Consider the following 26,850-nt stretch of genomic DNA (forward strand, 5'->3'; position numbering starts at 1 on the left):
CTTCTATATGTAAGAAACGGGCGAGAAAAAAATGCCGCCCGCCAATGGCCTATTTTTCCGCCAAGGGCATTCACCTATATTTTTCTTCCAACATAAGATGGGAAAAGAAACGGAGCAGTTTGCCAGTAAAGAAGGTGACGAGGACATATGATGTTGACAGGAATGCATGTCGCCATCATCGGCGGCGATGCGCGGCAACTTGAAGTGATTCGCAAGCTTGTTGAACTGGACGCCAAATTGTCGCTTGTCGGCTTTGACCAGCTCGCCCACCATTTTACCGGGGCGACGAAGATGTCGATCGAGGAGGTCGATTTTGCCGACCTGGATGCGATCATTTTGCCGGTTCACGGCACGACGTTGGATGGCAAGGTCAACAGCGTGTTTTCCCACGAGCCGATTCCGTTCACGGAAGAGATGGTGCAAAAAACAGCCAAGCGGTGCACCGTTTATTCCGGCATCAGCAACCCGTATTTAGACGAACTGATGAAAAAGACCGGGCGCAAATACATCCAGCTGTTTGAGCGCGATGATGTCGCCATTTACAACTCGATCCCGACCGCTGAAGGAACGGTGATGATGGTGATCCAGCACACCGATTTTACGATTCACGGTTCCCGCATCGCCGTTTTAGGATTGGGGCGCGTCGGCATGACCGTCGCCCGGACATTTGCCGCTTTGGGGGCAAAAGTGAAAGTCGGGGCGCGCCGGTCGGAACATTTGGCCCGCATTACGGAAATGGGGCTTGAACCGTTTCATTTAAATGATTTGGAAAAAGAAGTGCGCGATATCGACGTTTGTGTTAACACCGTCCCCCATTTGATTGTAACGGCGAGCGTCATCGCGAAAATGCCGGCCCATACGCTGATCATCGATTTGGCGTCAAAGCCGGGCGGCACCGATTTCCGCTATGCTGAAAAGCGCGGAGTGAAAGCCATCTTGGCGCCTGGGCTGCCGGGGGTCGTCGCGCCGAAAACGGCCGGACAAATTATCGCCAACGTCTTGGCGCAGCTTTTGTATCAAGATTTACAGAAACGGGAGGAGAATAAACAATGAGCGAAAAAAGCCTGAAGGGGAAGCGGATCGGCTTCGGCCTGACTGGATCGCACTGCACGTATGACGCTGTGTTCCCGGAAATTGAAAAACTCGTGAATGAAGGGGCGGAGGTGCTGCCAATCGTCACGTATACGGTGAAGACGACGAACACCCGGTTTGGCGAAGGGGAAGAGTGGGTGAAAAAACTCGAGCAATTGACCGGGAACGAGGTGATTGACACGATCGTCAAGGCTGAACCGCTCGGGCCGAAAATCCCGCTCGACTGCATGGTCATCGCGCCGCTGACCGGCAACTCGATGAGCAAGCTGGCAAACGCCATGACCGATTCACCGGTGTTGATGGCCGCCAAGGCGACGATGCGCAACCACCGCCCGGTCGTGCTCGGTATTTCCACGAATGACGCCCTCGGCCTAAACGGCGTCAATTTGATGCGGCTGATGGCGGCGAAAAACATTTACTTCATCCCGTTTGGCCAAGATGCTCCGCACGCCAAACCGAACTCGATGGTGGCGCGCATGACGCTCCTGCATGACACTGTGCTTGCCGCCTTGGAAGGAAAGCAGTTGCAGCCAGTTGTGATCGAACGGTTCCGTTACAACGACTAACGGAGGGTGTGGAAAATCGACGCCGGACAGAAAAATTTTCTCTCGTCCGCAGCGGAATGTGATAAAATAAAGACTATGAATTCATCTCTTTAGAGTGACGATGTGGAAGGAGAATGGCTGATGGCTGAAAAACAATACCATGTCGCTGTCGTCGGAGCCACGGGGGCAGTCGGACAACAAATGGTGCGGACGCTTGAAGACCGGAACTTCCCGGTCGGAACATTAACGTTGTTATCGTCAGAACGCTCGGCTGGCAAAAAAATGCGCTTCCGCGGCAGAGAGATTGAAGTGCAGGCCGCCGCGCCCGAGCGCTTTGATGGGGTTGATATCGCCTTATTCAGCGCTGGCGGCGCAGTGTCGAAAGCATTGGCGCCGGAGGCGGTTCGGCGCGGGGCGATTGTCATCGACAACACGAGCGCATTCCGGATGGAGGAAAACGTGCCGCTTGTCGTCCCGGAAGTGAACGAAAGCGATTTGACATGGCATAACGGCATCATCGCCAATCCGAACTGCTCGACGATTCAAATGGTCGTGGCGCTTGAGCCGATTCGGAAGGCGTTCGGCTTATCCCGCGTCATCGTTTCCACGTACCAGGCCGTCTCGGGAGCAGGGGCGCAGGCGATTGAAGAGCTGTACGAGCAGACGAAAGCGGTGCTTGACAATAAGCCGTTCGAGGCAACCATTTTGCCGGTCAAATCGGACCGGAAGCATTACCCAATCGCGTTTAACGCCATTCCGCAAATCGATAAGTTTCAAGATAACGGGTTTACGTTCGAAGAGATGAAAATGATCAACGAAACGAAAAAAATCATGCATATGCCCGAGCTGAGCGTCGCGGCGACGTGCGTGCGCATTCCGGTGGCGAGCGGGCATTCGGAGTCGGTGTATATCGAGATCGAGCAAGACGGAGTCACGGCTGCCGATTTGCAAGCGGTGCTGCGCGAGGCGCCGGGCGTCGTTCTCCAAGACGATCCGAGCGAACAGCTGTATCCGATGCCGGCCAACTGCGTCGGCCAATACGACGTCTTTGTCGGCCGCATCCGCCGCGATTTGGACAACAGCCGCGCCTTTCATTTATGGATTGTTGCCGACAACTTGCTAAAAGGGGCTGCTTCAAATTCCGTGCAAATTGCCGAAAGTTTGCTGAAGCTCGGGCTCATTTAACGAGCATCGGGGTGTTATCATGAAAATCATTGTTCAAAAGTTCGGCGGCACGTCCGTCCGCGACGAACGCGGGCGAAACTTGGCGCGCCGCCATATTGAAAACGCGCTTGAAGATGGGTACAAAGTCGTCGCCGTTGTATCAGCGATGGGCCGCCAAGGCGATCCGTATGCGACCGACACGCTTCTTGGCTTGATCGGCGGAGCCCGTCACCATGTGACGAAGCGCGAGCAAGATATGCTTATGGCGTGCGGGGAAATCATTTCGAGCGTCGTGTTCAGCAACTTGCTGAACGAACACGGCATCAAGGCGACGGCGTTTACCGGCGCGCAAGCCGGATTTCGCACGACCAGTGATCATACGAACGCCAAAATTGTTGAAATGCGCTGCGAACGGTTGCTTGAAGCGCTTCGGGAATACGACGTCGTCGTCGTCGCCGGCTTTCAAGGCATGGCGGAAAACGGAGACATCACAACGCTCGGGCGCGGCGGGAGCGATACATCGGCCGCGGCGCTCGGCGCGGCGCTAAACGCCGAGTGGGTTGACATTTTTACCGATGTCGATGGCGTGATGACGGCCGACCCGCGTATTGTCGAAAATGCTCGGCCGTTGGAAGTTGTCACCTATACGGAAATTTGCAATATGGCGTACCAAGGGGCGAAAGTGATCCATCCGCGCGCGGTGGAAATCGCCATGCAGGCGAAAGTACCGCTGCGCATCCGTTCAACGTATTCCGATGGGCCAGGGACGCTCGTTGCGTCATCGGTGCGCGGTCAAAGAGGAAGCGATGTGAAAGAGCGTCTCGTCACGGGCATTACGTACGTCGCCAATGTGACGCAAATGAAAGTGTTGGCAAAAGAAGGGCATTATGAACTGCAGTCGGATGTATTTCAGGCGATGGCTCACGAAGGAATCAGCGTCGACTTTATCAACATTTCACCGTACGGCGTCGTCTATACGGTGAGCGGAGATATGACGGAAAAAGCGATAGCCGCTTTGCGCCGCATTGGCTATGATCCGGTTGTGACGCCCCGCTGCGCCAAAGTGTCGGTCGTTGGCGCCGGCATTGCCGGTGTGCCGGGAGTAACGGCCAAAATCGTCACCGCTCTATCGGAGCAAGGCATCCAAATTTTGCAATCGGCAGACAGCCATACGACCATTTGGGTATTAGTCAAACAAGACGATATGGAAAAGGCCGTCAATGCCTTGCACGACGCCTTTTGCTTGTCCGAGGCCGAACAGGACGAATGATCAACCGATTTGAAAATGAGGAGTGAAAACCGTGGTTCAGTTCGGGAATGTCGTCACTGCGATGGTCACCCCCTTTGACCGAAAAGGAAACTTAGATTTAGCGAAAACGACAGAACTCGTCAACTATTTGCTTGATAACGGCACGGATGCGCTTGTTGTCGCAGGCACGACCGGCGAATCGCCGACGTTGACGACGGAAGAGAAAGTCGCACTGTTCCGCCATGTCGTTTCCGTCGTCAATGGCCGCGTGCCGGTTATTGCTGGGACGGGAACGAACAATACGCGCGCCTCGATCGAGCTGACGAAACGGGCGGAAGAAGCAGGCGTCGACGCTGTCATGCTTGTGGCGCCATATTACAACAAACCGAATCAAGAAGGGCTGTATCAGCATTTTAAAGCGATCGCTGAGAGCACGCCGCTGCCGGTCATGTTGTACAACGTGCCGGGGCGCACGTCGGTCAACCTCGCTCCTGAGACCGTCATTCGGCTGGCAGCGATTCCGAATATTGTCGCGGTCAAAGAAGCCGGCGGCAATTTAGAAGCGATGGCGGAAATCATTGAACGCACGCCGGACGATTTTCAGCTGTATAGCGGCGATGACAGCTTGACGCTGCCGGTGTTGGCGATCGGCGGCGCCGGCGTGGTTTCTGTTGCATCGCACATCATCGGCAACGAAATGCAACAAATGATTCGTGCGTTCCAGGCCGGCGACCATCAAGCCGCCGCCGCGTTGCACCGGAAATGGCTTCCGCTCATGAAAGGGCTGTTCGCTGCGCCGAGCCCGGTGCCGGTGAAAACCGCCCTGCAGTTGCGCGGCTTGGATGTCGGCTCGGTGCGCCTTCCGCTCGTTCCGCTCACCGAGCAGGAGCGAAACGAGCTCAGCCGTCTGCTTGATGCTTGATGGCCATATCCGTGCAGCAAATGACCCCAGCGTCGGTTCGGACGTTGGGGCTTTTTTGTCGAGACGGTGAAATGCGCCGGCTCGTTCATGAACCATCTTGTGTTTTTTGGCGTCAATTCGTTATAATAAAGGCAAGTGACTTTGAGCGGGTTAGCATCACAATTGGGAGGACGCAGCCTTGAAATCCAAAATAAAGCCAGTAGAGAAAATACGCATTTTTGCCCTTGGGGGAGTCGGGGAAATCGGCAAAAACATGTATGTCGTCGAATTGGATGAGGACATTTTCGTCCTCGATGCCGGGGTGATGTTCCCGGAAGATGAGATGTTTGGCATTGACAAAGTCATCCCGGACATTGCCTACTTAATTGAACGGCAGCACCGCATTCAGGCGATTTTTCTCACTCACGGGCATGAGGAGCATATGGGAGCGATCGCCTACGTGCTCAAGCAGCTGTCTGTGCCAGTCTACGGGACGAAGCTGACGCTCGGGTTGGCGGAAGCGATTTTAAAAGAGCAAGGCATTGCAAACGCCAAACTGAATGAAATTCATCCTGACGCTGAACTGCTGTTTGACAAAGCAAAAGTGACGTTTTTCCGCACGATCCACAGCATCCCCGATTCCATCGGCATCAGCCTGCATACATCGCAAGGGGCGATCGTGTACACGAGCGATTTTAAATTTGACCAGACGCCGTATGGCAATAATCGCGCCGACTTGGGGAAAATGGCGCAAATCGGCGAACAAGGGGTGCTTTGTCTTTTGTCGGACAGCACGAATGCCGAGCGTCCGGGCTACAGCGGCTCTGATACAGCCGTCGCCCATGAGATTGCAGATGTGATCGGCCACGCGAAAGGGCGCGTGTTTGTCGCCTGCTATGCCTCGAACATTACGCGCATCCAACAAGTGCTTTACGCCGCCAAGCAGTACGGGCGCAAGGTGGCGGTGATCGGCAAAACGCTGCATAAAATTATGGACATCGCCGTCCGCCTCGGTTATTTGCATCTGCCGGACAAGGTGACGATTTCTGCCTACGACTTGGACCGCTATGGGGATGATGAACTTGTCATTTTGACGACCGGGGGTCATGGCGAGCCGATGAGCGCGCTTTGGCGCATGGCGCGGCAGGCGAACAAGCAGGTGAACATTAAAGAAGGAGACACCGTCATCGTCGCTGCTTCTGTCATGCCGGGGTATGAGCTTGGGTTTTCGAAAACGATCGACGCCCTATACCGGGCTGGGGCGAACGTCATTTACCGCGATCGGCAAGTGCACGTGTCCGGGCACGGCTGCCAAGAAGAGCTTAAGCTCATGCTTAATTTGATGAAGCCGAAATATTTCATCCCGGTGCATGGGGAGTACCGAATGCAAAAGGCGCACGCCCGGTTGGCGAAGGCGGTCGGCATCTCGGAAGAGCGGACGTTTTTGCTTGACAAAGGTGAAGTGGTCGAATTTCGCGGCGGAGCCGCCCGCCCTGGCGGTAAAGTGCCGTACGGCAACATTTTAATCGATGGCCTCGGCATCGGCGACGTCGGCAACATTGTGTTGCGCGACAGGCGTTTGTTGTCGCAGGACGGCATTTTGATCGCCGTGGTGACACTAAACAAAGAAGCGAAAACGATTGCTGCTGGACCGGAAATCATCTCGCGCGGATTCGTTTATATGCGCGAGGCGGAGACGCTGTTGGAAGAGGCTGAGCAAATGGTGGCGGAGATCATTAAGCGCTGTCTGGAATCATACATGCTGGAATGGTCATCGTTAAAGGCGAACATTCGCGAGGCGCTAAGCCAGTTTTTGTTTGAGAAAACGAAGCGAAAGCCGATGATTTTGCCGATTATTATGGAGGTATAACGCAATCATGCTCAAAGTCCAAGGGAAATGCTGGAAACGGTGAACCGTTGCCGGCATTTTTCTTTTTCTTTTCGGCCATACTAAACGTATGACCGATAGAAAGGAGAAGGAATCGATGGACAAGGAGCGTTACCTTCAGGAAGAGACGGAAGAAAAACCGGAAACGAAAACGGAAGAGGCCACTGCTGCCATCACCCAGCTTGGGCAGACGAACGTCCCGCAAATGGAACCGGATACGAACATTCATTGTCTGACGATTGTCGGCCAAATTGAAGGTCATATTCAGCTGCCGCCGCAAAACAAGGCGACAAAATACGAACATGTGATCCCGCAAATCGTCGCCATTGAGCAAAATCCGAAAATCGAAGGGCTGCTCGTCATTTTAAATACGGTCGGCGGTGATGTGGAGGCCGGGCTTGCGATTGCGGAAATGCTCGCTTCGCTGTCAAAACCGACCGTTTCCATCGTGCTTGGCGGCGGCCATTCGATCGGCGTGCCGATCGCCGTTTCGTGCAACTATTCGTTCATCACTGAGACGGCGACGATGACGATTCATCCGATCCGTTTGACGGGGCTTGTCATTGGCGTCCCGCAGACGTTTGAGTATTTGGATAAAATGCAGGAACGCGTCGTCCGCTTCGTAACGAAGCATTCCAACATTAGCGAGGAGAAGTTTAAAGAGCTCATGTTTTCCAAAGGCAATTTGACGCGCGACATCGGCACGAACGTCGTCGGTCCCGATGCGGTCCGGTACGGCTTGATCGATGAAGTGGGCGGCGTCTCACAGGCCATGGCGAAGCTGCGCCAGCTGATCGAAGCGAAAAAAGGCGGCGAAGGGAAGATGATCCAATGATTTTGTACACGATCATGCCGGAACATTTGGTGTTCCCGGTCGATGCGGCCGCGTATGAAAAGCAAAAGCTAGTGCATTACGAAGGCATCCCGTTGCTCGTCCAAATGACCGATACGGGCGAATATGAAATCGTGCAAAACTTAAGCACCAACCCCTATCATTTTTTAAACGCTAAGTATGCGCCAGGGGTGCGGTTTCCGGTTTCTGTCGCAACATCGTAATGAATTGTCAAGTTGTTCATGATATAATAATAGACAAACGGAAAAAAGCAGCCATTGTTGGCTGCTTTTTTCCGGCTTGCCAATTCATTCATGCTGGAGTGAGCGATCATGGCGAAACGAAAGCGACAAAAAAAAGGAAAACCGCCAAAGAAACAGTCATGGACGGAGACGATTCGCTTTGAATTGATCGGTCTCGGGCTGCTGGCTGTTGCCGTTGTGGCGATGGCTCGCCTCGGGCTTGTCGGGGAAACATTCGTGCTTGTCGGCCGCTTTTTTTTCGGCGAATGGTACATGCTGTTAATAGGGGGAGTGTTCATTTTATCGCTCATCCTCATTTGGAAACGATCGTGGCCGTCATGGGCGAGCCGTCCGTTTGTCGGCGTGTCAGTCATCACAGCGGCGCTTTTGCTGCTAAGTCACGAAAAGTTGTTTGAGCTCATGTCGCGGCGCGGTGAGCTTGATCCGAGCGTCATCCGGACGACGTGGGCGCTGTTTTGGAACGAGGCGGGCGGAAAGGAGTCCCATGCCGACCTAGGCGGCGGAATGGCTGGCGCTCTGTTGTTTGCCGCCAGCTATCAGCTGTTTGATTCGCTCGGGACAAAATGGATTTGTTTTCTGCTGTTTGTAGTCGGCTTTGTCGTATTGACCGGGAAATCGCTGCGCGAAACGATCGGACAGATAGTTGTTGGGGCGGCCGCGCTTGTGCGGAAGGAATGGCTGGCGTTCGTCGCCGATGTGAAACAATGGCTCGCGGGGAGAAAACGGCGAGCGAGTGTAGAACGAGGCCGGCGTTCACGGCGGACGGCCGCCTATCCGGCCGAGGAATCGGCAGAAGCCGGGGCTGCTGAGGCGGACGACGAATTGCTTTCGCCGCCGCCGATCATATCCGATTTTGCCGCCGTCCGGGCGGCCGCCGAGCCGGAAGAAGAGAAACAGCTGCCTGCGGAAGATGACGACAGCGAAGGGGGGGCATCCCCGCCGTTGGCGTTTTCCGAGCATGAAAATGCCAATTACGATTTGCCGCCGCTTGAACTTCTCCGTCCGCCAAAGCCGGCTGGGCAATCGACCGACCATGCGAATATTTATGCCAATGCGCGCAAGCTGGAAAAAACGTTCCAAAGCTTTGGCGTCAAGGCGAAAGTGACGCAGGTGCACCTTGGCCCGGCGGTGACAAAATATGAAGTGTACCCGGACGTCGGGGTGAAAGTAAGCAAAATCGTCAGCTTAAGCGACGACTTGGCGCTCGCCTTGGCGGCGAAAGACATCCGCATTGAAGCGCCCATCCCCGGCAAGTCCGCAATCGGCATCGAAGTGCCGAACGAGGAGATCGCCACCGTCTCGCTGCGCGAAGTGCTGGAGGCGGTCGAGCACACAAGGTCCGAATCCAAGCTGTTGATCCCGCTCGGGCGCGACATTTCCGGGGAAGTCGTTGCCGCCGAGTTGAACAAAATGCCGCATTTGTTGATCGCCGGCGCTACCGGGAGCGGGAAAAGCGTCTGCATCAACGGCATTATCGTCAGCCTGCTCATGCGCACCAAGCCCCATGAAGTGAAGTTGATGATGATTGACCCGAAAATGGTCGAGCTAAGCGTCTACAATGGCATTCCGCATCTGTTGACGCCGGTCGTCACCGATGCGAAAAAAGCGGCTCAAGCGCTGAAAAAAGTCGTCCAAGAAATGGAACGGCGCTACGAGCTGTTTTCCCATACCGGCACGCGCAACATTGAAGGGTATAACGAGCATATCCGTCAGCAGAACGAAGCCGCGCTGGAGCAGCAGCCGCTTTTGCCATATATCGTCGTCATCATTGACGAACTGGCTGACTTGATGATGGTCGCTTCGTCAGATGTGGAAGAGGCGATCACTCGGTTGGCGCAAATGGCGCGCGCGGCCGGCATTCACTTGATCATCGCCACTCAACGCCCGTCGGTTGACGTTATCACGGGCGTCATTAAGGCCAACATTCCGTCACGCATCGCGTTCAGCGTCTCATCGCAAATTGACTCACGCACCATTCTCGATGTGGGCGGGGCGGAAAAACTTCTCGGCCGCGGCGACATGCTGTTTTTGCCCATGGGCGCGTCCAAACCGGTGCGCGTGCAAGGCGCATTTGTGTCCGATCAAGAAGTGGAAGACGTCGTCCAATTTGTCATCGGCCAGCAGCAGGCCCAATATTACGAGGAGATGATCGTGCCGGAAGAGGAGGCGAACGCATCGGCCTTCGAAGACGACTTGTATGAAGAGGCCGTCCGCCTTGTTGTGGAAATGCAAAGCGCTTCTGTGTCGATGCTGCAGCGCCGCTTCCGCATTGGCTACAACCGCGCCGCCCGGCTGATCGACGCCATGGAGGAGCGAGGCGTCGTCGGTCCGTACGAAGGGAGCAAACCGCGCGCGGTTCTTTGGTCGAAAGAAGATTTGAAAAAGACGTCGTAGCACTCGGCGGAAAATGGGCCTCAGAGCATTTGGTCAGAAAAGCGCTGGCGTCACAAGGTTTTTCCATTGAACATGGGCTGAAATCAACAGTCTTTTGCGCTGCATCGCAAGCCCTGATCGCTAAGCAGGCAGGTCGATGCCACCTGCCTGCCAATCGTATGTCACATTGGAAGCGCTTCCATAAACATATCTTTTTTTTCGACAAAATTTGATAACCCTATTTATTTGGCCAGTAAAAAATGATATAGTAGTCTCAAAAAGGTTATATGTCTAATGTCAGAGGTCTGACTCTTACAGGAGATCATGTGGAGGACGTTGTCATGTCAATCAAATCAGACAACCGCCATCTGTACTTGCAAGTCATCGACCGTTTGAAACACGATATTGAAACTGGCGTGTACAAAGAAAAGCAAAAGCTGCCGTCTGAGTTTGAGCTTGCCAAACAGCTTGGCGTCAGCCGGGCGACGCTGCGGGAAGCGCTGCGGGTGCTGGAGGAGGAAAACATCATCATCCGCCGCCATGGCGTCGGAACGTTTGTCAACGCCCGGCCGCTGTTTACGTCCGGCATCGAGCAGCTGTCGAGCGTCACGGATATGATCCGCCAAGCCGGACGAAAACCGGGAACGATTTTTTTGTCTTCTTCCATCCAGCTGCCGACAGAAGACGATATGCGCCGTTTTCAATGCCGCCCGGACGACGAGATTTTGTTGATCGAGCGGGTGCGCACCGCCGACGGGGAGCCGGTCGTCTATTGCCTCGATAAAATTTTGTGCAAGTATTTGCCAAAAGGCATTTCGTACGAACACGAATCGTTGTTTGAAAACTTGCACAACCAAACGCACCGCGACATCGCCTATGCAGTTGCGCGCATCGAGCCGCTCGGCTACCATGAGAAAGTGTCGCCGATTTTGCAATGCGACCCGGAAACCGCCCTGCTCGTGCTCAAGCAAATGCATTTCGACAAAAACGACGAGCCGATTTTTTACTCGACCAACTACTTCCGTTCCGACAAATTCAGCTTTCATGTCATGCGGAAACGGTTTGGTTTTTAAGGAGGTGAAAGGGGTACATAGAACGTGAACGGAAGTTTCATACTAATTTAGGAACAAACTTTTCAGCTTAGGGGGAATGGATGATGAAAAAACGATTCGGATGGGCGTTGTCCGTTCTGTTTGCCGCCGGCACGCTGCTTAGCGCCTGCGGCCAGGATGGCGGCAACGCGGGAGGCAATAATAAGGAAGATACGTTTAGCGTCGCCATGGTCACCGACGTCGGCGGCGTTGATGACAAATCGTTTAACCAGTCCGCGTGGGAAGGGATTCAAAAGTTCGGCAAAGACAACGGGCTAGAAAAAGGACGCGGTGGGTACGACTATTTGCAGTCGACGAGCGACACCGATTATCCAACCAACTTAAACAAGCTCGTGCGCAGCGACTTTGACTTGATTTTCGGCATCGGGTATTTGATGGGCGACGCGGTGAAAGAAGTCGCGAAGCAAAACCCGAAAAAACATTTCGCCATCGTCGACACGGTTGTTGATGAGCCAAACGTCGCCAGCATCACGTTCAAGGAGCATGAAGGCTCGTTCCTTGTCGGCGTTGTTGCCGGTTTGATGACGAAAACGAATAAAATCGGCTTTGTCGGTGGGATGGAAATTCCGTTGATCGAAAAATTCGAAAGCGGATTCCGCGCCGGCGTGAAAGCGGTCAACCCGAAGGCGACCGTTCAAGTGCAATACGCAGGGGCGTTTAACCAAGCGGATAAAGGGAAAGCGATCGCTTCGAGCATGTACGCTTCCGGCGTCGACATCATCTACCATGCGGCCGGGGCGACTGGAAACGGTGTTTTCTCAGAGGCAAAAGACTTGAAGAAAAAAGATCCGAACCGTGAAATTTGGGTGATCGGCGTTGATAAAGACCAAGCACCGGAAGGGAAAGTGAAAGTCGGCGGCAAAACGTACAACGTAACGCTCACTTCGATGGTGAAACGCGTCGACGTCGCTGTCTATGACACGGCGAAACGGGCGAAAGACGGCGACTTCCCGGGCGGCAAAACGATTGAGTACGGGTTGCCGGAAAATGGGGTTGGCATCGCTCCGACACAAGACAACATTCCAGAAAATGTGCTGAAAGCTGTTGACGAATGGAAAGAAAAAATTATCAAGGGCGAAGTGAAAGTGCCGACGAATCGGAAAGAGTACGAGCAATTCGCTGCGACGATCAAGTGACGAACAACGGCGAAGAAGGCTAGCGCGCGCCGCTAGCCTTCTTCAAAATCATGAAGGGCGGCTGTTTCGCTGTCGCCTTTCATTTTGTGATTTTGACCTTGCTTGAGTAAGGAGTGAATCGCTTGGAATACGTGATTGAAATGCTCAATATCCGCAAGGTGTTTGGCTCGTTTGTCGCCAATGACAACATTACGCTGCAAGTGAAAAAGGGGGAGATACACGCTCTGCTTGGCGAAAACGGGGCCGGCAAATCGACGCTCATGAACGTGCTGTTCGGTTTATACCAGCCGGACGGCGGCGAAATCCGCGTCAAAGGAAAGCCGGTGCGCATTACCGACCCGAACGTCGCCAACGATCTTGGCATCGGCATGGTGCATCAGCACTTTATGCTCGTCGATACGTTCACGGTGACGGAAAACATCATTTTAGGCAGCGAACCGACGCGGGCGGGAACGATCGATATGAAGCGGGCCGAACAGGAGGTGCGCGAGCTGTCGGAACGGTATGGGCTGGCGGTCGATCCGACAGCGAAAATTGCCGACATTTCCGTCGGCATGCAGCAGCGCGTGGAAATTTTAAAAACGCTCTACCGCGGTGCGGATATTTTGATTTTTGACGAACCGACAGCGGTTTTGACGCCGCAGGAAATCCGCGAGCTCATCCAAATTATGCGCACGCTCGTCCGCGAAGGAAAATCGATCATTTTAATCACCCATAAGCTAAAAGAAATTATGGAAGTGTGCGACCGCGTCACCGTCATCCGCCGCGGCAAAGGGATCGCGACGCTTGAGGTCGCGGAAACGAACCCGAACGAGCTGGCGGCGCTCATGGTCGGCCGCGAGGTGCAGTTTACGACCGCTAAGAAACCGGCTGAACCGGGAAAATCGGTGTTGGAAATTAAAGACTTAGTCGTCAAGGACGCGCGCGGGATCAAAGCGGTCAACGGTTTGAACTTGACGGTGCGCGCCGGGGAGATCGTCGGCATCGCCGGGGTCGACGGCAACGGGCAAACCGAGCTGATCGAGGCGATTACCGGCCTTCTGAAAGCGGAATCCGGCACGGTGAAGCTGAACGGCCGCGATATTACGAACTTGCCGCCGCGCAAAATCATCGAAGCCGGCGTCGGCCATATTCCGCAAGACCGGCATAAGCACGGGCTTGTCCTCGATTTTCCGATCGGCGAAAACATGGTGCTGCAAACGTATTACAAGCCGCCGTATTCAAAGCGGGGCGTGCTGAACTTTAAAGCGATCTACGACAAAGCGCGTCAGCTCATCCGCGAATTTGACGTGCGCACGCCGGATGAATATACGAAGGCGCGGGCGCTGTCGGGCGGAAACCAGCAAAAAGCGATCATCGGCCGCGAAGTTGACCGCGACCCGGATTTGTTGATCGCCGCCCAGCCGACAAGGGGGCTTGACGTCGGCGCGATCGAGTTTATCCATAAGCGGCTCATCGAACAGCGCGACCGCGGCAAAGCGGTGCTGCTCGTCTCATTTGAGCTCGATGAAGTCATGAACGTCAGCGACCGGATCGCCGTTATTTATGAGGGGAAAATTGTCGCCATCGTCGATCCGAAAGAGACGACGGAACAAGAGCTCGGGCTGCTGATGGCCGGAAGCAAACGGAAGGAAGCAGGTGTGTCGTGATGAAGTCAAACCGTCTCCAGCAATTGTTGATTCCTGTATTGGCCGTCTTGCTCGGCATGGCTGCCGGATCCATCGTCATGCTCGTGAGCGGCTACAACCCGATCGCTGGGTTTTACGCTCTCGTGTACGGGGCGTTTGGCGATACGTACTATATCGGCGAAACGATCCGCCAGACGACGCCGTACATTTTAACCGGGTTGGCGGTGGCGTTTGCTTTTCGCACCGGCTTGTTTAACATCGGGGTCGAAGGGCAGCTGATCGTCGGCTGGCTGGCGGCCGTCTGGGTCGGCGTGTCGTTCGACTTGCCGAAAATCATCCATTTGCCGCTCGCCATTTTGGCGGCCGCCCTCGCCGGAGCGCTTTGGGGGCTGATCCCGGGCGTGCTAAAGGCGTATTTAAAAGTGCATGAAGTCATTATTACGATTATGATGAACTATATTGCTTTGCATGTAACGAACGCCATCATCCGTTCCGTTTTGTCCGATGAGGGATTTAAATCAAAGCCGGTGAAAGAAAGCGCATCGCTTCACTCCGACTTTTTTGATGCCATTACGTATCATTCCACCATGCATTACGGCATTTTCATCGCTGTCGCCGCCGCATTTGTCATGTGGTTTTTGCTTGAGCGGACGACGAAAGGGTTTGAGCTGCGGGCGGTCGGGTTCAACCAGCATGCCTCCCAGTATGCCGGCATGAACGTGCGCGCCAACATCATTTTAGCGATGGTCATCTCCGGCGCTTTTGCCGGCGTCGCCGGGGCGATGGAGGGGCTTGGCACATTTGGAAACATCTCGACGAAAGCCGGCTTTACCGGCCTCGGGTTTGACGGCATCGCCGTCGCCCTGATCGGCGGCAACAACGCGTTTGGCATTTTGCTCTCCGCCTTGTTGTTTGGCGCCTTAAAAGTCGGGGCGTTGGAAATGCCGTCAAGCGCCGGCGTGCCGACCGAACTCGTTGACATTATTATCGCGCTCATCATTTTCTTTGTGGCATCGAGCTATATGATTCGCTGGCTGTTATCTCGCTGGCAAAAGGGGGCGGAGTAAGTGAGCGTGTATGACGTGTTGCAGACGATTATCCCGACAGCGATTTTCTTTGCGGCTCCCCTCATTTTCACGGCGCTTGGCGGCGTGTTCAGCGAACGGTCCGGCGTCGTCAACATCGGGCTTGAAGGATTGATGACCATCGGCGCGTTTGTCGGCATCGTCTTTAATTTGACGTTTGCCGATCGGTTTGGCGAATGGACGCCGTGGCTTGCCTTATTGGCTGCCATGGTGGTCGGCGCTGTATTTTCCCTGCTGCACGCTGTCGCGTCGGTTACCTTTCGCGCCGACCAAGTCGTCAGCGGGGTGGCGATCAACTTTTTGGCGCTTGGCCTGTCGCTGTTTTTAGTCAAAAAAATGTACGGCAAAGGCCAGACCGACCAAATTCAAGTCGGGTTTGACAAAATCGATGTGCCGGTGTTGAGCGACATCCCGGTCATCGGCCCGCTGTTGTTCTCCAATGCGTATGTGACGTCGTACATCGCCATTTTGTTGGCGTTTGTCTCTTGGTATGTGATTTATAAAACGCCGTTTGGCCTGCGGCTGCGTGCGGTCGGCGAACATCCGATGGCGGCGGATACGATGGGGATTCATGTCGCCAAAATGCGCTACATCGCCGTCATGATCAGCGGCGCGCTCGGCGGTTTGGGCGGTGCGGTATACGCGACGATCATTTCCCGCGATTTTAGCCATGCGACGATTTCTGGGCACGGATTTATGGCGCTCGCCGCCATGATTTTTGGCAAATGGCATCCGATCGGCGCGATGGGAGCGGCGCTCTTTTTCGGACTGGCGCAAAGCTTAAGCATTGTCGGGCAAACCATTCCGTTTTTGAAAAACGTTCCGACGGTTTACTTGCTCATCGCCCCGTACGTGCTCACCATTTTGGCGCTCGCCGGCTTCATCGGGCGGGCGGAGGCGCCGAAAGCGGCCGGCACGCCATATATCAAAGGGAAACGGTAGAACTTGCAGCTGTCCGGCGCAACCGGACAGCTGTTTTTCATTCCCATGATGGCCATGTTTCCAAGCGCATCGGACGAACTAGGCGGATTTGTTTGCATTTGTCGCTTGGCAACAGGTATATTGTTGATAAGACATCTCACAATAAGCATGCCGCCCATTTTGCGACAGAAAAGGAGGAGTTGGCTTGGTCGATGAAAAAATAACGGCGGTTGGGCCGGTTCGCGTCCATACGATTCCGACCGATAAGTACAAAACGAATACACTCGTTTGGAAAATGAAAGCGCCGCTCGCCAAGGAAACGGTGACGCTGCGCGCGCTGCTTCCGTACGTTTTGCAAAGCGGCACGGCCGACTATCCGAGCGTCAAGGCGCTGCGCACCTATTTGGATGAACTGTACGGGGCGACGCTGAACGTCGATTTAACGAAAAAAGGCGAACATCATATCATGACGATTCGCATCGATGTCGCCAATGAACGGTTTTTGCCTAAACAAACGCCGTTGCTTTCGAAAGCGCTTCAGCTCTTGGCCGATCTTCTGTTCCGCCCGGCTCTTGATGGCGGGCGGTTTGTCACCGACATTGTCGAGCAGGAAAAGCGGGCACTCCGTCAACGCATTCAGGCGGTGTATGATGACAAAATGCGCTATGCGAACATCCGCCTTGTAGAAGAAATGTGCAAAGGCGAACCGTACGCGCTCTCGCCTAATGGCGAGCTCGAGGATGTCGACGCCATTACAGCGGAAAGACTGCACCGCTATTATGAGCGGGCGTTGGCTGAAGATGAGCTTGACTTGTATGTCATCGGCGATGTCGACGAAGAAGAGGTGCTCAACACCGTCCGTCAGCGCTTTTTGCTGCCCGACCGCGCAGAGCCGGCGCGTACGCCCCAAGCTCAGGCAAAAGCGCGTGGGGAAGTGAAGGAAGTGATCGAACGGCAAGACGTCAAGCAAGGGAAATTGAACATCGGCTACCGAACGAATGTCACATACGAGGATGACGATTACTACGCCTTGCAGATGTTTAATGGCATTTTTGGTGGTTTTTCCCATTCGAAGTTGTTCATTAACGTCCGCGAGAAGGCGAGCCTTGCCTATTACGCCGCCTCAAGGCTTGAGAGCCATAAAGGGATTTTGATGGTCATGTCCGGCATTGAGCCGGCCAATTACGAGAAGGCGCGGCGCATTATCGACGAGCAAATGCAGGCGATGAAAAACGGCGATTTTACGGATGAAGAAATCGCGCAGACGAAAGCGGTCATCCGCAATCAGCTGCTTGAGACGCTCGACACGCCGCGCGGACTTGTCGAAGTGCTGTACCACAACGTCGTCTCCGCGCGGAAGCGTCCGCTTCACGAATGGCTGGCCGGCACGGAGGAAATCGGGCGCGAAGACATCGTGCGCGTCGCTGAAAAGGTGGAGTTGGATACGGTATACTTTTTGACCGGAATGGAGGGGGGGACGGAAGATGGAAAAACGGGTGTATGAGACGCTGCAAGAAGAGCTGTTCTACGAAAAAATGGACAACGGTCTTGACGTGTACATTTTGCCGAAAAAGGGATTCAACAAAACGTACGCCGTGTTTACGACGAATTACGGTTCGGTGGACAACCAGTTTGTCCCGCTCGGCCAAACAGAGATGAAACGCGTCCCGGACGGCATCGCCCACTTTTTGGAACATAAGCTGTTTGAAAAAGAAGACGGCGACGTGTTTCAACAGTTCAGCAAACAAGGCGCCTCGGCGAACGCTTTTACGACGTTCACCCGCACGGCCTATTTGTTTTCCAGCACCGACAACGTCGAGAAAAACTTGGAAACGCTGATTGATTTTGTGCAAACGCCGTATTTTTCCGACAAGACGGTGGAAAAAGAAAAAGGCATTATCGGCCAGGAAATCCGCATGTATGACGACAACCCGGACTGGCGCGTTTATTTTGGCGCCATCGAAAGCATGTACCACAACCATCCGGTCAAAATTGACATCGCCGGCACGGTCGAATCGATCGCCCAAATTACAAAAGAGCTGTTGTACGAATGCTACGAAACGTTCTACCACCCGAGCAACATGCTTTTGTTTGTCGTCGGTCCGGTCAACGAACAAAAAATCATGCAGCAAATCCGCGACAATCAGGCGAAAAAATCGTTCCCGTCCGCTCCTGAAATAAAGCGGTTTACGTACGAAGAACCGAGCGGAGTTGCGGAAACGAAAAAAGTCATCCCCATGCACGTGCAGGCGAATAAATGCTTTGTCGGCATCAAAGCGCCGTCCGTGCCGGAAACCGGCGGACCAAAACTTCGCCATGAGCTTGCCTTCCATGTTGCATTGGACTATTTGTTCGGCAAAAGCTCGCCCCATTACGAGCGGCTCTACCGCGAAGGGCTGATTGATGACACGTTTATGTATGATTACACGGAAGAGCGCGAATTCGGCTTTGCCCTTGTCGGCGGCGATACAAGGGATGCCGAGCGGCTTGCGGCGGAAGTCAAAAACGTGTTGTTGTCATTTTCAGTTGAGGCAGTGAAAACGGAGGAATTTGAGCGGGTGAAAAAGAAAAAAATCGGCGCTTTTTTGCGCGCGCTCAACTCGCCGGAGTATATCGCCAACCAGTTTACGCGCTACGCGTTTTACGGCGCGAGCTTGTTTGACATTTTGCCGGCGTTGTCATCGTTGACGCTTGACGACGTTGCATCCATTGCCGATGCGTGTTTCCGCGATTCGCAAATCGCCGTTTGCGAGGTTGTGCCAAAAGGGCAATGACAGGGGCTGACCGAAAGAACGGTAATGCCCCTATCTGGGGCAACATGGAAAACTAGACCACCCTGAAACCCCTGGTAAAACCAACGATTTCAGAGGTGGTCTCTTTCCCATGTTTTTCAGTTTCATTTCATCAAAAAGGGGCTTTTGCGTCAGCCCCTTTTTTGCGTCCAACAGAAGGAGGAGAACGTTCCATGCGCTATGCGTTAATTACCGGAGCGTCAAGCGCGATCGGGCAAAGCATCGCCCGCGAGCTCGCGCAAGGCGGCTATGGGCTTTTTCTTCATTACTACCGGCGCCGCGCGCCCATTGAGGCGCTGCAAGCCGAACTAACCGGCGTGCACACCGTGCCGGTGGAAGCGGATTTGTCGATGCCGGGCGGGGTCGACCAACTGCTTTCCCGCCTCGACCGCCCGATCGATGCCATCATTTATAACAGCGGGGCCACGTATTACGGGTTGCTTACCGACATGAATGACGAGCTGATCGAACGGATGGTGCGCCTCCATGTGACAAGCCCGGCGCAGCTTGTGAAAAAACTGCTGCCGCCGATGATTTCGAAAAAGCGCGGCCAAATTGTGTTCATTTCTTCGATTTGGGGGTTGTGCGGCGCCTCATGCGAAGCGGTGTATTCGATGACCAAGGGCGGGCAAAACGCGTTCGCCAAGGCGCTGGCGAAAGAGCTCGCCCCGAGCGGCATCCGCGTCAACGCCGTCGCGCCGGGAGCGATCGCCACAGATATGCTCCGGCCGTTCAGCGAAGAAGAATTGGCGGCGCTCGCCGATGAAATTCCGGCCGGCCGGCTCGGGACCCCTGAGGAAGTGGCGAAAACAGTGGCGTTTTTGTTGTCGGACGCCGCTTCTTACATCACCGGCCAAATCATCTCTGTCAACGGCGGCTGGTATTGTTGAGCGTATATTTTTTTCGCCCGCAGGCAAACTATCCTTGAAACGTTCATCAAGGAGGGAATGGACATGTCGGTACTGGATAACTTTGAACAATGGAAAGACTTTTTATCGGAACGTCTGCAGCAAGCGCAGCAACAAGGTTTGACCCAGCAAGTGATCTCGGATGTCGCCTATCAAATCGGGGACTATTTGGCGAAAAACGTGGATCCGAAAAACCCGGAAGAACGGGTGCTCGCCGACCTTTGGAGCGTTGCGGATGAAAAAGAACAGCATGCCCTTGCCAACATGATGGTGAAACTTGTCCAACAAAAATAACACCCGGTAAAGAGAGGGGCTCCCTCTCTTTTTTCTTTCCTCTTTTCGGTTGCTTTTCCGTTCGCGGTTATAGTAGTATGAACTTAGCATAAGGCGTTCGTGCGGACAGCGGCAAGGGAGGAGACGGGATGGGCAAGCAGGAGTGGTATTTGGAGTATGAGATTCATGTCAACCGTCCAGGGTTGCTCGGCGATGTCGCCTCGTTGCTCGGCATGTTGTCGATCAACATCGTGACGATCAATGGCGTCCGGGATTCGCGCCGCGGCATGTTGCTTCTTTGCGACAGCAGCGAACAAATCGAGCGGCTGGCGACAATTTTGCGGACGATGGACAACATTACGGTGACGAAACTGCGCCAGCCGAAGCTGCTTGATCGTTTGGCCGTCCGCCATGGCCGCTACATTCAGCGCGATGCCGACGACAAAAAGACGTTTCGCTTCGTTCGCGACGAGCTTGGGCTGTTGGTCGATTTTATGGCAGAAATTTTTAAAGAAAAAGGGCATAAGCTCATCGGCATTCGCGGGATGCCGCGCGTCGGCAAGACGGAGTCGATCGTTGCTGCGAGCGTATGCGCCAATAAGCGGTGGCTGTTTGTATCATCGACGCTGATCAAGCAGACCGTCCGCACGCAGCTGATGGAAGACGAATATAGCGAGGACAACATTTTCATTGTCGACGGCATCGTTTCGACGCGCCGCGGCAATGAGCAGCACTGGCAGCTCATCCGCGAGCTGATGCGCCTCGAGGCGACGAAGGTCGTGGAACATCCGGACATGTTTGTCCGCCATACGGAATATACGCTTGATGATTTTGACTATATTATTGAGCTGCGCCATGAACCGGACGAAGACATTTCCTACGATGCGATCGAACGCCCGTCCTTGCTGGGCGGAGACGGATTTTCCGAATTTGGATTTTAATTGGTTCATCACCACAACGTGTACTTGACAAGCGAGGCTTTTTCTCGTGTCACCATGTAGGAAAATCGTTGATTTACTGATTTTCCTTATGCATGTAAGCAAGACATGATCTGAAACAGTCAAGTACAACTTTTGGTGAAGATCCTTTTAATTTTAACAAGTGGAAGGTGTTGGCCGTTGACGGAACTGGGAAAACGTTTGCGGGAAGCGCGGGAGGAAAAAAACATCAGCTTGGACGAGCTGCAAGAGATGACGAAGATTCAGAAGCGGTATTTGATCGGCATTGAAGAAGGGAATTACGCCATTATGCCGGGCAATTTTTATGTGCGCGCCTTCATTAGACAATACGCCGAGGCGGTCGGCCTCGATCCGGATGAGCTGTTTGAACAATATAAGCAGGACATTCCGCAATCGTACCAAGATGATCTTCCGCAGCCGCTGTCGCGCGTGAAAACGCGCCAACAGCTTTCCGCCGAAGGGACGAAATGGCTCGACTGGCTGCCGAAAGCCTTGATCGCGGCGGCCGTCGTCGGGGCGGCCGTTCTTGTTTGGGTGCTGCTCCAGCGCGGCACGGCAAACGAGCCCCCGGCGAAAACGAGCCCGGAGACGGCGGAAGTGGAAAAGCCGAAACAGTCGCCGCTTGAACAGGCGAAAGCAAAAGAGAAAGCGAAGAAGGCGGAAGAAAAGAACGGGCAAGAAACGGAGCAGCCGGCTCCAGCTGCTGAAGAAAAACCGGCTGCGCCGGCGGCGTTGAATGTGACGGAAAAACGCGGCAATATGGCAACGATTGAAGTGGACAACCCTGCTTCGTTTTCGATTGAACTTACATCGAAAGGAACATCGTGGATTGAGGTGTACAACACGAAAGGCCATTCTTTCTATGCCGGCAATTTGACAAACGGACAAACAAAAACGTTCGATTTGTCGGCGGAAAGCGAAGTGTGGGTGAAAATCGGGCGCACGCTCGATGTTGAGATGAAGGTGAACGGCCAACCGTTTGCCTACCCGTTTGCACCGAAGGACGAGGTGTACCAAAAGCTGCGTTTCATCTTGAAAAAATGACGGCGGGGAGCAGCTTTCAGACGGAAGAAGCGCCGCTCCCTTGCTCGCAACAGATGTTGAACTAGCGGAGGTATTCGTTGTGAATTTGCCGAATAAAATTACGGTAGCGCGCATTATGCTCATCCCATTTTTCTTGATCGTCATGCTCGTCCCGTTCGGGTGGGGAAGCGTCCGTATTGCTGGGGCGGAGCTTCCGGTCGCTCATCTCGTCGGGGCACTCATTTTTATTATCGCTTCAACGACGGACTGGATTGACGGCCATTACGCTCGCAAGTACGGACTCGTCACCAACTTGGGCAAGTTTTTGGATCCGCTTGCCGATAAACTGCTTGTGTCAGCAGCGCTCATCGTGCTCGTTGAACTCGGCGCCGCTCCGGCTTGGATGGTGATCGTCATCATCAGCCGCGAATTTGCCGTTACCGGCCTGCGGCTCGTGCTCGCCGGGGAAGGGGAAGTCGTCGCCGCCAACATGCTTGGCAAAATCAAGACATGGACGCAAATTGTGGCGATTTCCGCCCTTTTGTTGCACAACTTCCCATTTTCGCTCATTCCGTTTCCGTTTGCCGATATCGCGCTTTGGGTAGCGGTCATTTTTACGATTTGGTCCGGCTGGGATTACTTTTCCAAAAATAAACATGCTTTTGCCCATTCGAAATAGCCGGCCGAAAAAGGGGGAACGTCTGTTGAACGCGGAGATCATCGCTGTTGGCTCCGAACTGCTGCTCGGGCAAATTGCCAATACAAACGCCCAGTTTTTGTCGCAGCAGCTCGCCGCCTTGGGCATTAACGTCTATTTCCATACGGTTGTCGGCGACAATGCCAGCCGCCTCGAACAGGCGGTGAAAATTGCGCAAACGCGGGCGGACTTGGTCATTTTTACCGGAGGACTCGGCCCGACGAAAGATGACCTGACGAAAGAAACGATCGCCCGCCTGCTCGGCCGCCGGCTTGTGACCGACGAGGAGGCGATGCGAGCGATTGAAGCGTTCTTTGCCCGCACGAATCGGCCGATGACGGAAAACAATAAAAAGCAGGCGCTCATCTTGGAAGGGGCGGCCGTGCTGAAAAACGAGCACGGCATGGCGCCGGGGATGGCGCTGACGGTCGATGGGATTACATACATGTTGCTGCCCGGACCACCGAAGGAAATGCAGCCGATGTTTACGAAATACGGCGCAGCGTTTTTGCGCGGCGCTTTTTCGCTTTCCGAGCGCATCGAATCGCGCGTCCTCCGCTTTTTCGGCATCGGCGAGTCGGCGCTCGAGGCGGCGATCGCCGACTTGATCGACGCCCAGTCGAACCCGACGATCGCCCCGCTTGCAAACGACGGTGAGGTAACGCTCCGTCTGACGGCGAAACATCGGGATCAGGCGGAAGCCAAGCGGCTGCTCGACGAGGCGGAAGCCGCCATTTTGACGCGCGTCGGCCGTTATTGTTACGGGTATAATGATGAAACGCTGTTTACAAAGACATTGGCACGGTTAAAAGAAAGAGGATGGACGATCGCGTCGGCCGAAAGTTTGACCGGCGGCCTTTTCCTCGAACAGCTCACCGCCCTCCCCGGCGCGTCGCAAGTCGTGCAGGGCGGTGTCGTCTGCTACACAAACGGCGTCAAAGAACAGGTGCTTGGCATACCGCGCCCGCTGCTTGAGGCAGAAGGGGCGGTGAGCGAGCCGTGCGCCCGTTTGCTTGCTGAAAACGTCCGCGCGATGTGCGATGCGGATATCGGCATCAGCTTCACCGGCGTCGCCGGACCCGATCCGCTTGAGGGCCACCCGCCCGGCACCGTGTATGTCGGCATCGCCGTCCGCGGGCGCGATGCGACTGTCCACCGTCTGATGCTGTCCGGCACGCGTGATGCCATTCGCATCCGCACCGCCAAATACGGCTGTTTTTTTCTGCTTGAGATGCTCGCGGCCGACTGCTGATCGGCCGCCCCCTTCCTTCTCCATTCTCCACCGCACATCGTTTTTTCCACCGCATGAGTATGGCGATTGTTGCTAGTTTCTCCACCGAAAAAACGAATGGACGTTCGTTTTTTGCTTGGCAATGGCCGCAAAACGCGGTATAGTATAAGTAGTCCTAGAATAAGGAGGAGTAGGTTAGTGAACCAAGATCGTCAAGCTGCATTGGAGCAGGCATTAAAACAAATTGAACGACAGTTTGGCAAGGGGGCCATCATGAAGCTCGGCGAGCAAGTCGACCGCAAAGTGTCGGTCGTGCCGAGCGGTTCGCTAGCGCTCGACATCGCGTTAGGAGTCGGCGGCTATCCGCGCGGGCGGATTGTGGAAATTTACGGCCCGGAATCGTCCGGGAAAACGACCGTTGCCCTTCACGCGATCGCGGAAGTGCAAAAGCGGGGCGGGCAAGCAGCTTTCATCGACGCAGAGCACGGTGCGACCTGTTGCTGACTGAAGTATGGCGGAAACGCCGTGCGAAAAGTCAGCGGGACTGAGCATGAGTAGGTCCTAACTGCATCACCGAGAGCTCGGTGAAAATCCGAGACGGGAATGAAGGTTGGCATTCCCGCCCTAATACCCCGACGTGCGGTCATGGTGCGCAACATGACTGTACGAAGCTCGGAGAGGACGGCGAAAAGCAGACCTGAGAAGCGGTTAGCGAAGTAGCCGGGGGTCCATAAAGCTCCTATGGCTAGAGAACGCATAGCGTTGGAACGAACCACCGGAAGTACGGCTCGTAAGGCGTGGGGCGCCGAAAAAAGAAGGCGCTCACCTCCTAAGTGAGGTTCAGCCCTGGATGAGGTATTCGTGTTTGCCGAGTCTGGATTGATCCCGTAGAGGATCTTTGCCTTGAGCCCTCCAACCATGGGCAGAAAGGCGGCTGACGGGTCAGAGGTGGAGCCTAAGGGAGCATGCAAGGATAGGTGATGCGGTACAGGTGAACCACCCCAGCGGATGCCAAGGGATGCGCATCCCGATGCCGCTAAGCAGGAGGAAATGACTGCTGAAGGGGTGGGGCAGCAGCCCGTAGTAGTGATGAAGCAGGGTAACTCCTGCGGAGCGAAGGGGCATAGTCGAGTACCCTAGGTTACTAACCCAGACAATGATTAGGAAGCCGTGAGGAAATCCGTAAGGGTTTCGGTGAGCAAAACTGACTAAAAACGTGTATGGTACAAATCCGCTAGAAAGGATTTGATACCATCAACCAAACGTTTCAAGAACTAATCATTCCTAGGTCGGAGCAGGAATTCCGCGACCTACAAGACAAGATGTACGCCATTACACAATAAGTAAACTCGAGGAATACAGAAAGTGCGTACACTAGTAAAGTCTAGAGCGGATTAGTAACCGGGGTACTCGATGGAACGCCGTGTGCGGGGAAACTCGCACGCACGGTGTGAAGCGGGGGAAAATAGCCCCTCCGGGTAATGCCGAGGGTGACTATTACCTATCGCTATCGCTCGACCCCATCTATGCACAAAAATTAGGGGTCAATATCGATGAATTGCTGCTTTCCCAGCCTGACACGGGCGAGCAAGGTGCGTCACGTTTCCGTATAAGTGCGTAGGCACGAAAGCGGAGTCCGATGGGAACATCGGGACAACTCTACAGCCGAGTTGGAAGGTGAAATTCCTTCCCGTGGTGATAGTCCTATATCCACGAGCCTGAGACTCCTGCATGCATTCCGGTGCACCCTCACCGGGATGTATGAAGCCAGGTGAAGTCGTAACCCAAGTAGCCTAAGGCCGCAAAATGTGGCTATGGCGAAAGTGGTGCGGGGCTCCTTAAAAGACGCCTATGGTGACGAAAGGAACCTATGCGTGAAGCTCGGTTACCGGTGCTCCCTGAAAAGGGACCATACAGGACGAACCACCGTGTCTTGTTTGCGGTGTTTCCTTTAACCGGCTGGCTTAGTTCGGTTACTGCTCTGATGGGTAGCGGACGTTCCAATCAGAGGTCCTGCCGAGTAGAGTAGGCACCTAAGGGCGTTCAAAAGAAGGGATAGGCTGTAGGGAACGTGAGAGGCCCCCTAAGGAGGAGACAGGGCTGGTCGATGATATCTTAGGGGGAGTCAGCGGTTCCATAGTAATGATGAAGGAGCGCCGTTTGAACCCCAAAGGCAACGATGGGGGAGGAAAAAACGCTCTGGAGTGAAGGGAACCAGCCGGGGCGGCAAAGTATCTACATGTTACGGCAAGCAGGCTAATTCATGGCACTTCCACCCAGTATTATAAAAAGGGAGAAAGGAGCATGAAGGTAAACAAACTTGTCGTAAAAAGCGAACAGGACTTGAGAAACTGCTTGGATCTTCTTTATCAAGAAGCTAAAAAGGGAAAACATTTTTACGGGATGCTTGAGTTGCTTCAAAATGATGTTGTCATTTTAGAAGCTATTCGCCACAGAGATAAAGGAAAATGCAAAATATGTGCTGTATACTTAAGTCCCGGTAACTTCCACTGCCATCATATTGACCCGAGTAAACCTTTAAGTGAGATCAATAAGACCGTTAATCTAGTTAGCTTATGCAACCAATGCCATAGGCTTGTCCATAGCAACCAAGAACCGCCGTTTACAGAACGAAAAATGATTGACAAACTAACGGAGTATAGGAACAAGCTGAAAATATAAAAGTTCTGTTCGCTGGAAAAATTGTAGGTGCTGCTGCCATGTCATCGCGAGGTGATATGGTGGAGAGATAGCCCAAACGGGGCTATCGAAGCTGTC

The 26,850-nt window shown here is 54.1% G+C and carries 23 protein-coding genes and 2 pseudogenes; all 25 read left to right on the top strand.

Annotation, left to right across the window (positions count from 1 at the left end):
- Positions 1-147 precede the first annotated feature (147 nt).
- Complete coding sequence (gene dpaA / locus CV944_RS00585) at positions 148-1,053, top strand: dipicolinic acid synthetase subunit A (RefSeq protein ID WP_100663741.1); 906 nt, start codon at positions 148-150, stop codon at positions 1,051-1,053.
- Positions 1,050-1,658, top strand: a complete 609-nt coding sequence (locus CV944_RS00590; RefSeq protein WP_033016831.1) for a dipicolinate synthase subunit B — start codon at positions 1,050-1,052, stop codon at positions 1,656-1,658. Before dpaA ends, CV944_RS00590 begins: the two co-directional genes overlap by 4 nt.
- A gap of 120 nt (positions 1,659-1,778) precedes the next feature.
- Positions 1,779-2,822: an aspartate-semialdehyde dehydrogenase gene (gene asd, locus CV944_RS00595; protein WP_033008061.1), complete on the top strand. Its 1,044-nt coding sequence runs from the start codon at positions 1,779-1,781 to the stop codon at positions 2,820-2,822.
- 19 nt (positions 2,823-2,841) lie between these two features.
- The gene (gene dapG, locus CV944_RS00600) at positions 2,842-4,071 is read left to right on the top strand and encodes an aspartate kinase (protein ID WP_050368519.1); all 1,230 of its coding nucleotides are present in this window, start codon (positions 2,842-2,844) and stop codon (positions 4,069-4,071) included.
- Between the two features lie 31 nt (positions 4,072-4,102).
- Complete coding sequence (gene dapA / locus CV944_RS00605) at positions 4,103-4,972, top strand: 4-hydroxy-tetrahydrodipicolinate synthase (protein ID WP_033008058.1); 870 nt, start codon at positions 4,103-4,105, stop codon at positions 4,970-4,972.
- Between the two features lie 178 nt (positions 4,973-5,150).
- Positions 5,151-6,821 carry a ribonuclease J gene (locus CV944_RS00610; protein WP_033008057.1) on the top strand — a complete coding sequence of 557 codons (1,671 nt, stop codon included), beginning with the start codon at positions 5,151-5,153 and terminating at the stop codon, positions 6,819-6,821.
- A gap of 115 nt (positions 6,822-6,936) precedes the next feature.
- Positions 6,937-7,674, top strand: a complete 738-nt coding sequence (locus tag CV944_RS00615; protein ID WP_033008054.1) for a ClpP family protease — start codon at positions 6,937-6,939, stop codon at positions 7,672-7,674.
- Positions 7,671-7,895, top strand: a complete 225-nt coding sequence (locus CV944_RS00620) for a YlzJ-like family protein (RefSeq protein ID WP_033008053.1) — start codon at positions 7,671-7,673, stop codon at positions 7,893-7,895. Before CV944_RS00615 ends, CV944_RS00620 begins: the two co-directional genes overlap by 4 nt.
- A gap of 108 nt (positions 7,896-8,003) precedes the next feature.
- Positions 8,004-10,328 carry a DNA translocase FtsK gene (locus CV944_RS00630; RefSeq protein ID WP_050368522.1) on the top strand — a complete coding sequence of 775 codons (2,325 nt, stop codon included), beginning with the start codon at positions 8,004-8,006 and terminating at the stop codon, positions 10,326-10,328.
- Between the two features lie 320 nt (positions 10,329-10,648).
- Positions 10,649-11,380 (top strand): GntR family transcriptional regulator, encoded by a 732-nt coding sequence (locus tag CV944_RS00635; protein WP_033008051.1) that lies wholly within the window; start codon positions 10,649-10,651, stop codon positions 11,378-11,380.
- A gap of 83 nt (positions 11,381-11,463) precedes the next feature.
- Positions 11,464-12,555 (top strand): BMP family lipoprotein, encoded by a 1,092-nt coding sequence (locus tag CV944_RS00640; RefSeq protein WP_100658919.1) that lies wholly within the window; start codon positions 11,464-11,466, stop codon positions 12,553-12,555.
- Between the two features lie 122 nt (positions 12,556-12,677).
- The gene (locus tag CV944_RS00645; RefSeq protein ID WP_033012198.1) at positions 12,678-14,204 is read left to right on the top strand and encodes an ABC transporter ATP-binding protein; all 1,527 of its coding nucleotides are present in this window, start codon (positions 12,678-12,680) and stop codon (positions 14,202-14,204) included.
- The gene (locus CV944_RS00650; RefSeq protein WP_044741264.1) at positions 14,204-15,250 is read left to right on the top strand and encodes an ABC transporter permease; all 1,047 of its coding nucleotides are present in this window, start codon (positions 14,204-14,206) and stop codon (positions 15,248-15,250) included. Before CV944_RS00645 ends, CV944_RS00650 begins: the two co-directional genes overlap by 1 nt.
- Complete coding sequence (locus CV944_RS00655; RefSeq protein ID WP_033012197.1) at positions 15,251-16,210, top strand: ABC transporter permease; 960 nt, start codon at positions 15,251-15,253, stop codon at positions 16,208-16,210. It begins immediately after the preceding gene.
- Between the two features lie 184 nt (positions 16,211-16,394).
- Entirely contained in the window at positions 16,395-17,693 is a 1,299-nt protein-coding gene (gene yfmF / locus CV944_RS00660) for an EF-P 5-aminopentanol modification-associated protein YfmF (RefSeq protein ID WP_100658920.1), read from the top strand.
- A complete protein-coding gene (gene yfmH, locus CV944_RS00665) occupies positions 17,674-18,963 on the top strand; it encodes an EF-P 5-aminopentanol modification-associated protein YfmH (RefSeq protein WP_100658921.1) in 1,290 nt (429 codons plus the stop codon). The genes yfmF and yfmH overlap by 20 nt, the downstream gene beginning before the upstream one ends.
- 191 nt (positions 18,964-19,154) lie before the next feature.
- Positions 19,155-19,871 carry an elongation factor P 5-aminopentanone reductase gene (gene ymfI / locus CV944_RS00670; RefSeq protein ID WP_033012192.1) on the top strand — a complete coding sequence of 239 codons (717 nt, stop codon included), beginning with the start codon at positions 19,155-19,157 and terminating at the stop codon, positions 19,869-19,871.
- Positions 19,872-19,934: 63 nt separating this feature from the next.
- Positions 19,935-20,183 (top strand): DUF3243 domain-containing protein, encoded by a 249-nt coding sequence (locus tag CV944_RS00675; RefSeq protein WP_033012190.1) that lies wholly within the window; start codon positions 19,935-19,937, stop codon positions 20,181-20,183.
- Positions 20,184-20,311: 128 nt separating this feature from the next.
- Entirely contained in the window at positions 20,312-21,103 is a 792-nt protein-coding gene (locus CV944_RS00680) for a DUF3388 domain-containing protein (RefSeq protein WP_033012189.1), read from the top strand.
- Positions 21,104-21,280: 177 nt separating this feature from the next.
- Positions 21,281-22,165, top strand: coding sequence for a helix-turn-helix domain-containing protein (locus CV944_RS00685; RefSeq protein ID WP_033012188.1), 885 nt, complete (start codon positions 21,281-21,283; stop codon positions 22,163-22,165).
- A gap of 79 nt (positions 22,166-22,244) precedes the next feature.
- On the top strand, positions 22,245-22,823 hold the full coding sequence (gene pgsA / locus CV944_RS00690; protein WP_033012185.1) for a CDP-diacylglycerol--glycerol-3-phosphate 3-phosphatidyltransferase: 579 nt from the start codon (positions 22,245-22,247) through the stop codon (positions 22,821-22,823).
- Positions 22,824-22,848: 25 nt separating this feature from the next.
- Positions 22,849-24,093 (top strand): competence/damage-inducible protein A, encoded by a 1,245-nt coding sequence (locus tag CV944_RS00695; RefSeq protein WP_100658922.1) that lies wholly within the window; start codon positions 22,849-22,851, stop codon positions 24,091-24,093.
- A gap of 177 nt (positions 24,094-24,270) precedes the next feature.
- Positions 24,271-24,558 (top strand): annotated as a pseudogene (locus tag CV944_RS00700) (recombinase RecA); the annotation flags it as partial.
- A 1,024-nt stretch (positions 24,559-25,582) separates the two neighbouring features.
- A pseudogene (locus CV944_RS18030) lies at positions 25,583-25,666 on the top strand (hypothetical protein); the annotation flags it as partial.
- A gap of 710 nt (positions 25,667-26,376) precedes the next feature.
- Positions 26,377-26,754, top strand: coding sequence for an HNH endonuclease (locus CV944_RS17550; RefSeq protein WP_033012180.1), 378 nt, complete (start codon positions 26,377-26,379; stop codon positions 26,752-26,754).
- Positions 26,755-26,850 lie beyond the last annotated feature (96 nt).

The sequence above is a fragment of the Geobacillus sp. WSUCF-018B genome (assembly GCF_002809985.1).
Classification (GTDB): Bacteria; Bacillota; Bacilli; order Bacillales; family Anoxybacillaceae; genus Geobacillus; species Geobacillus thermophilus.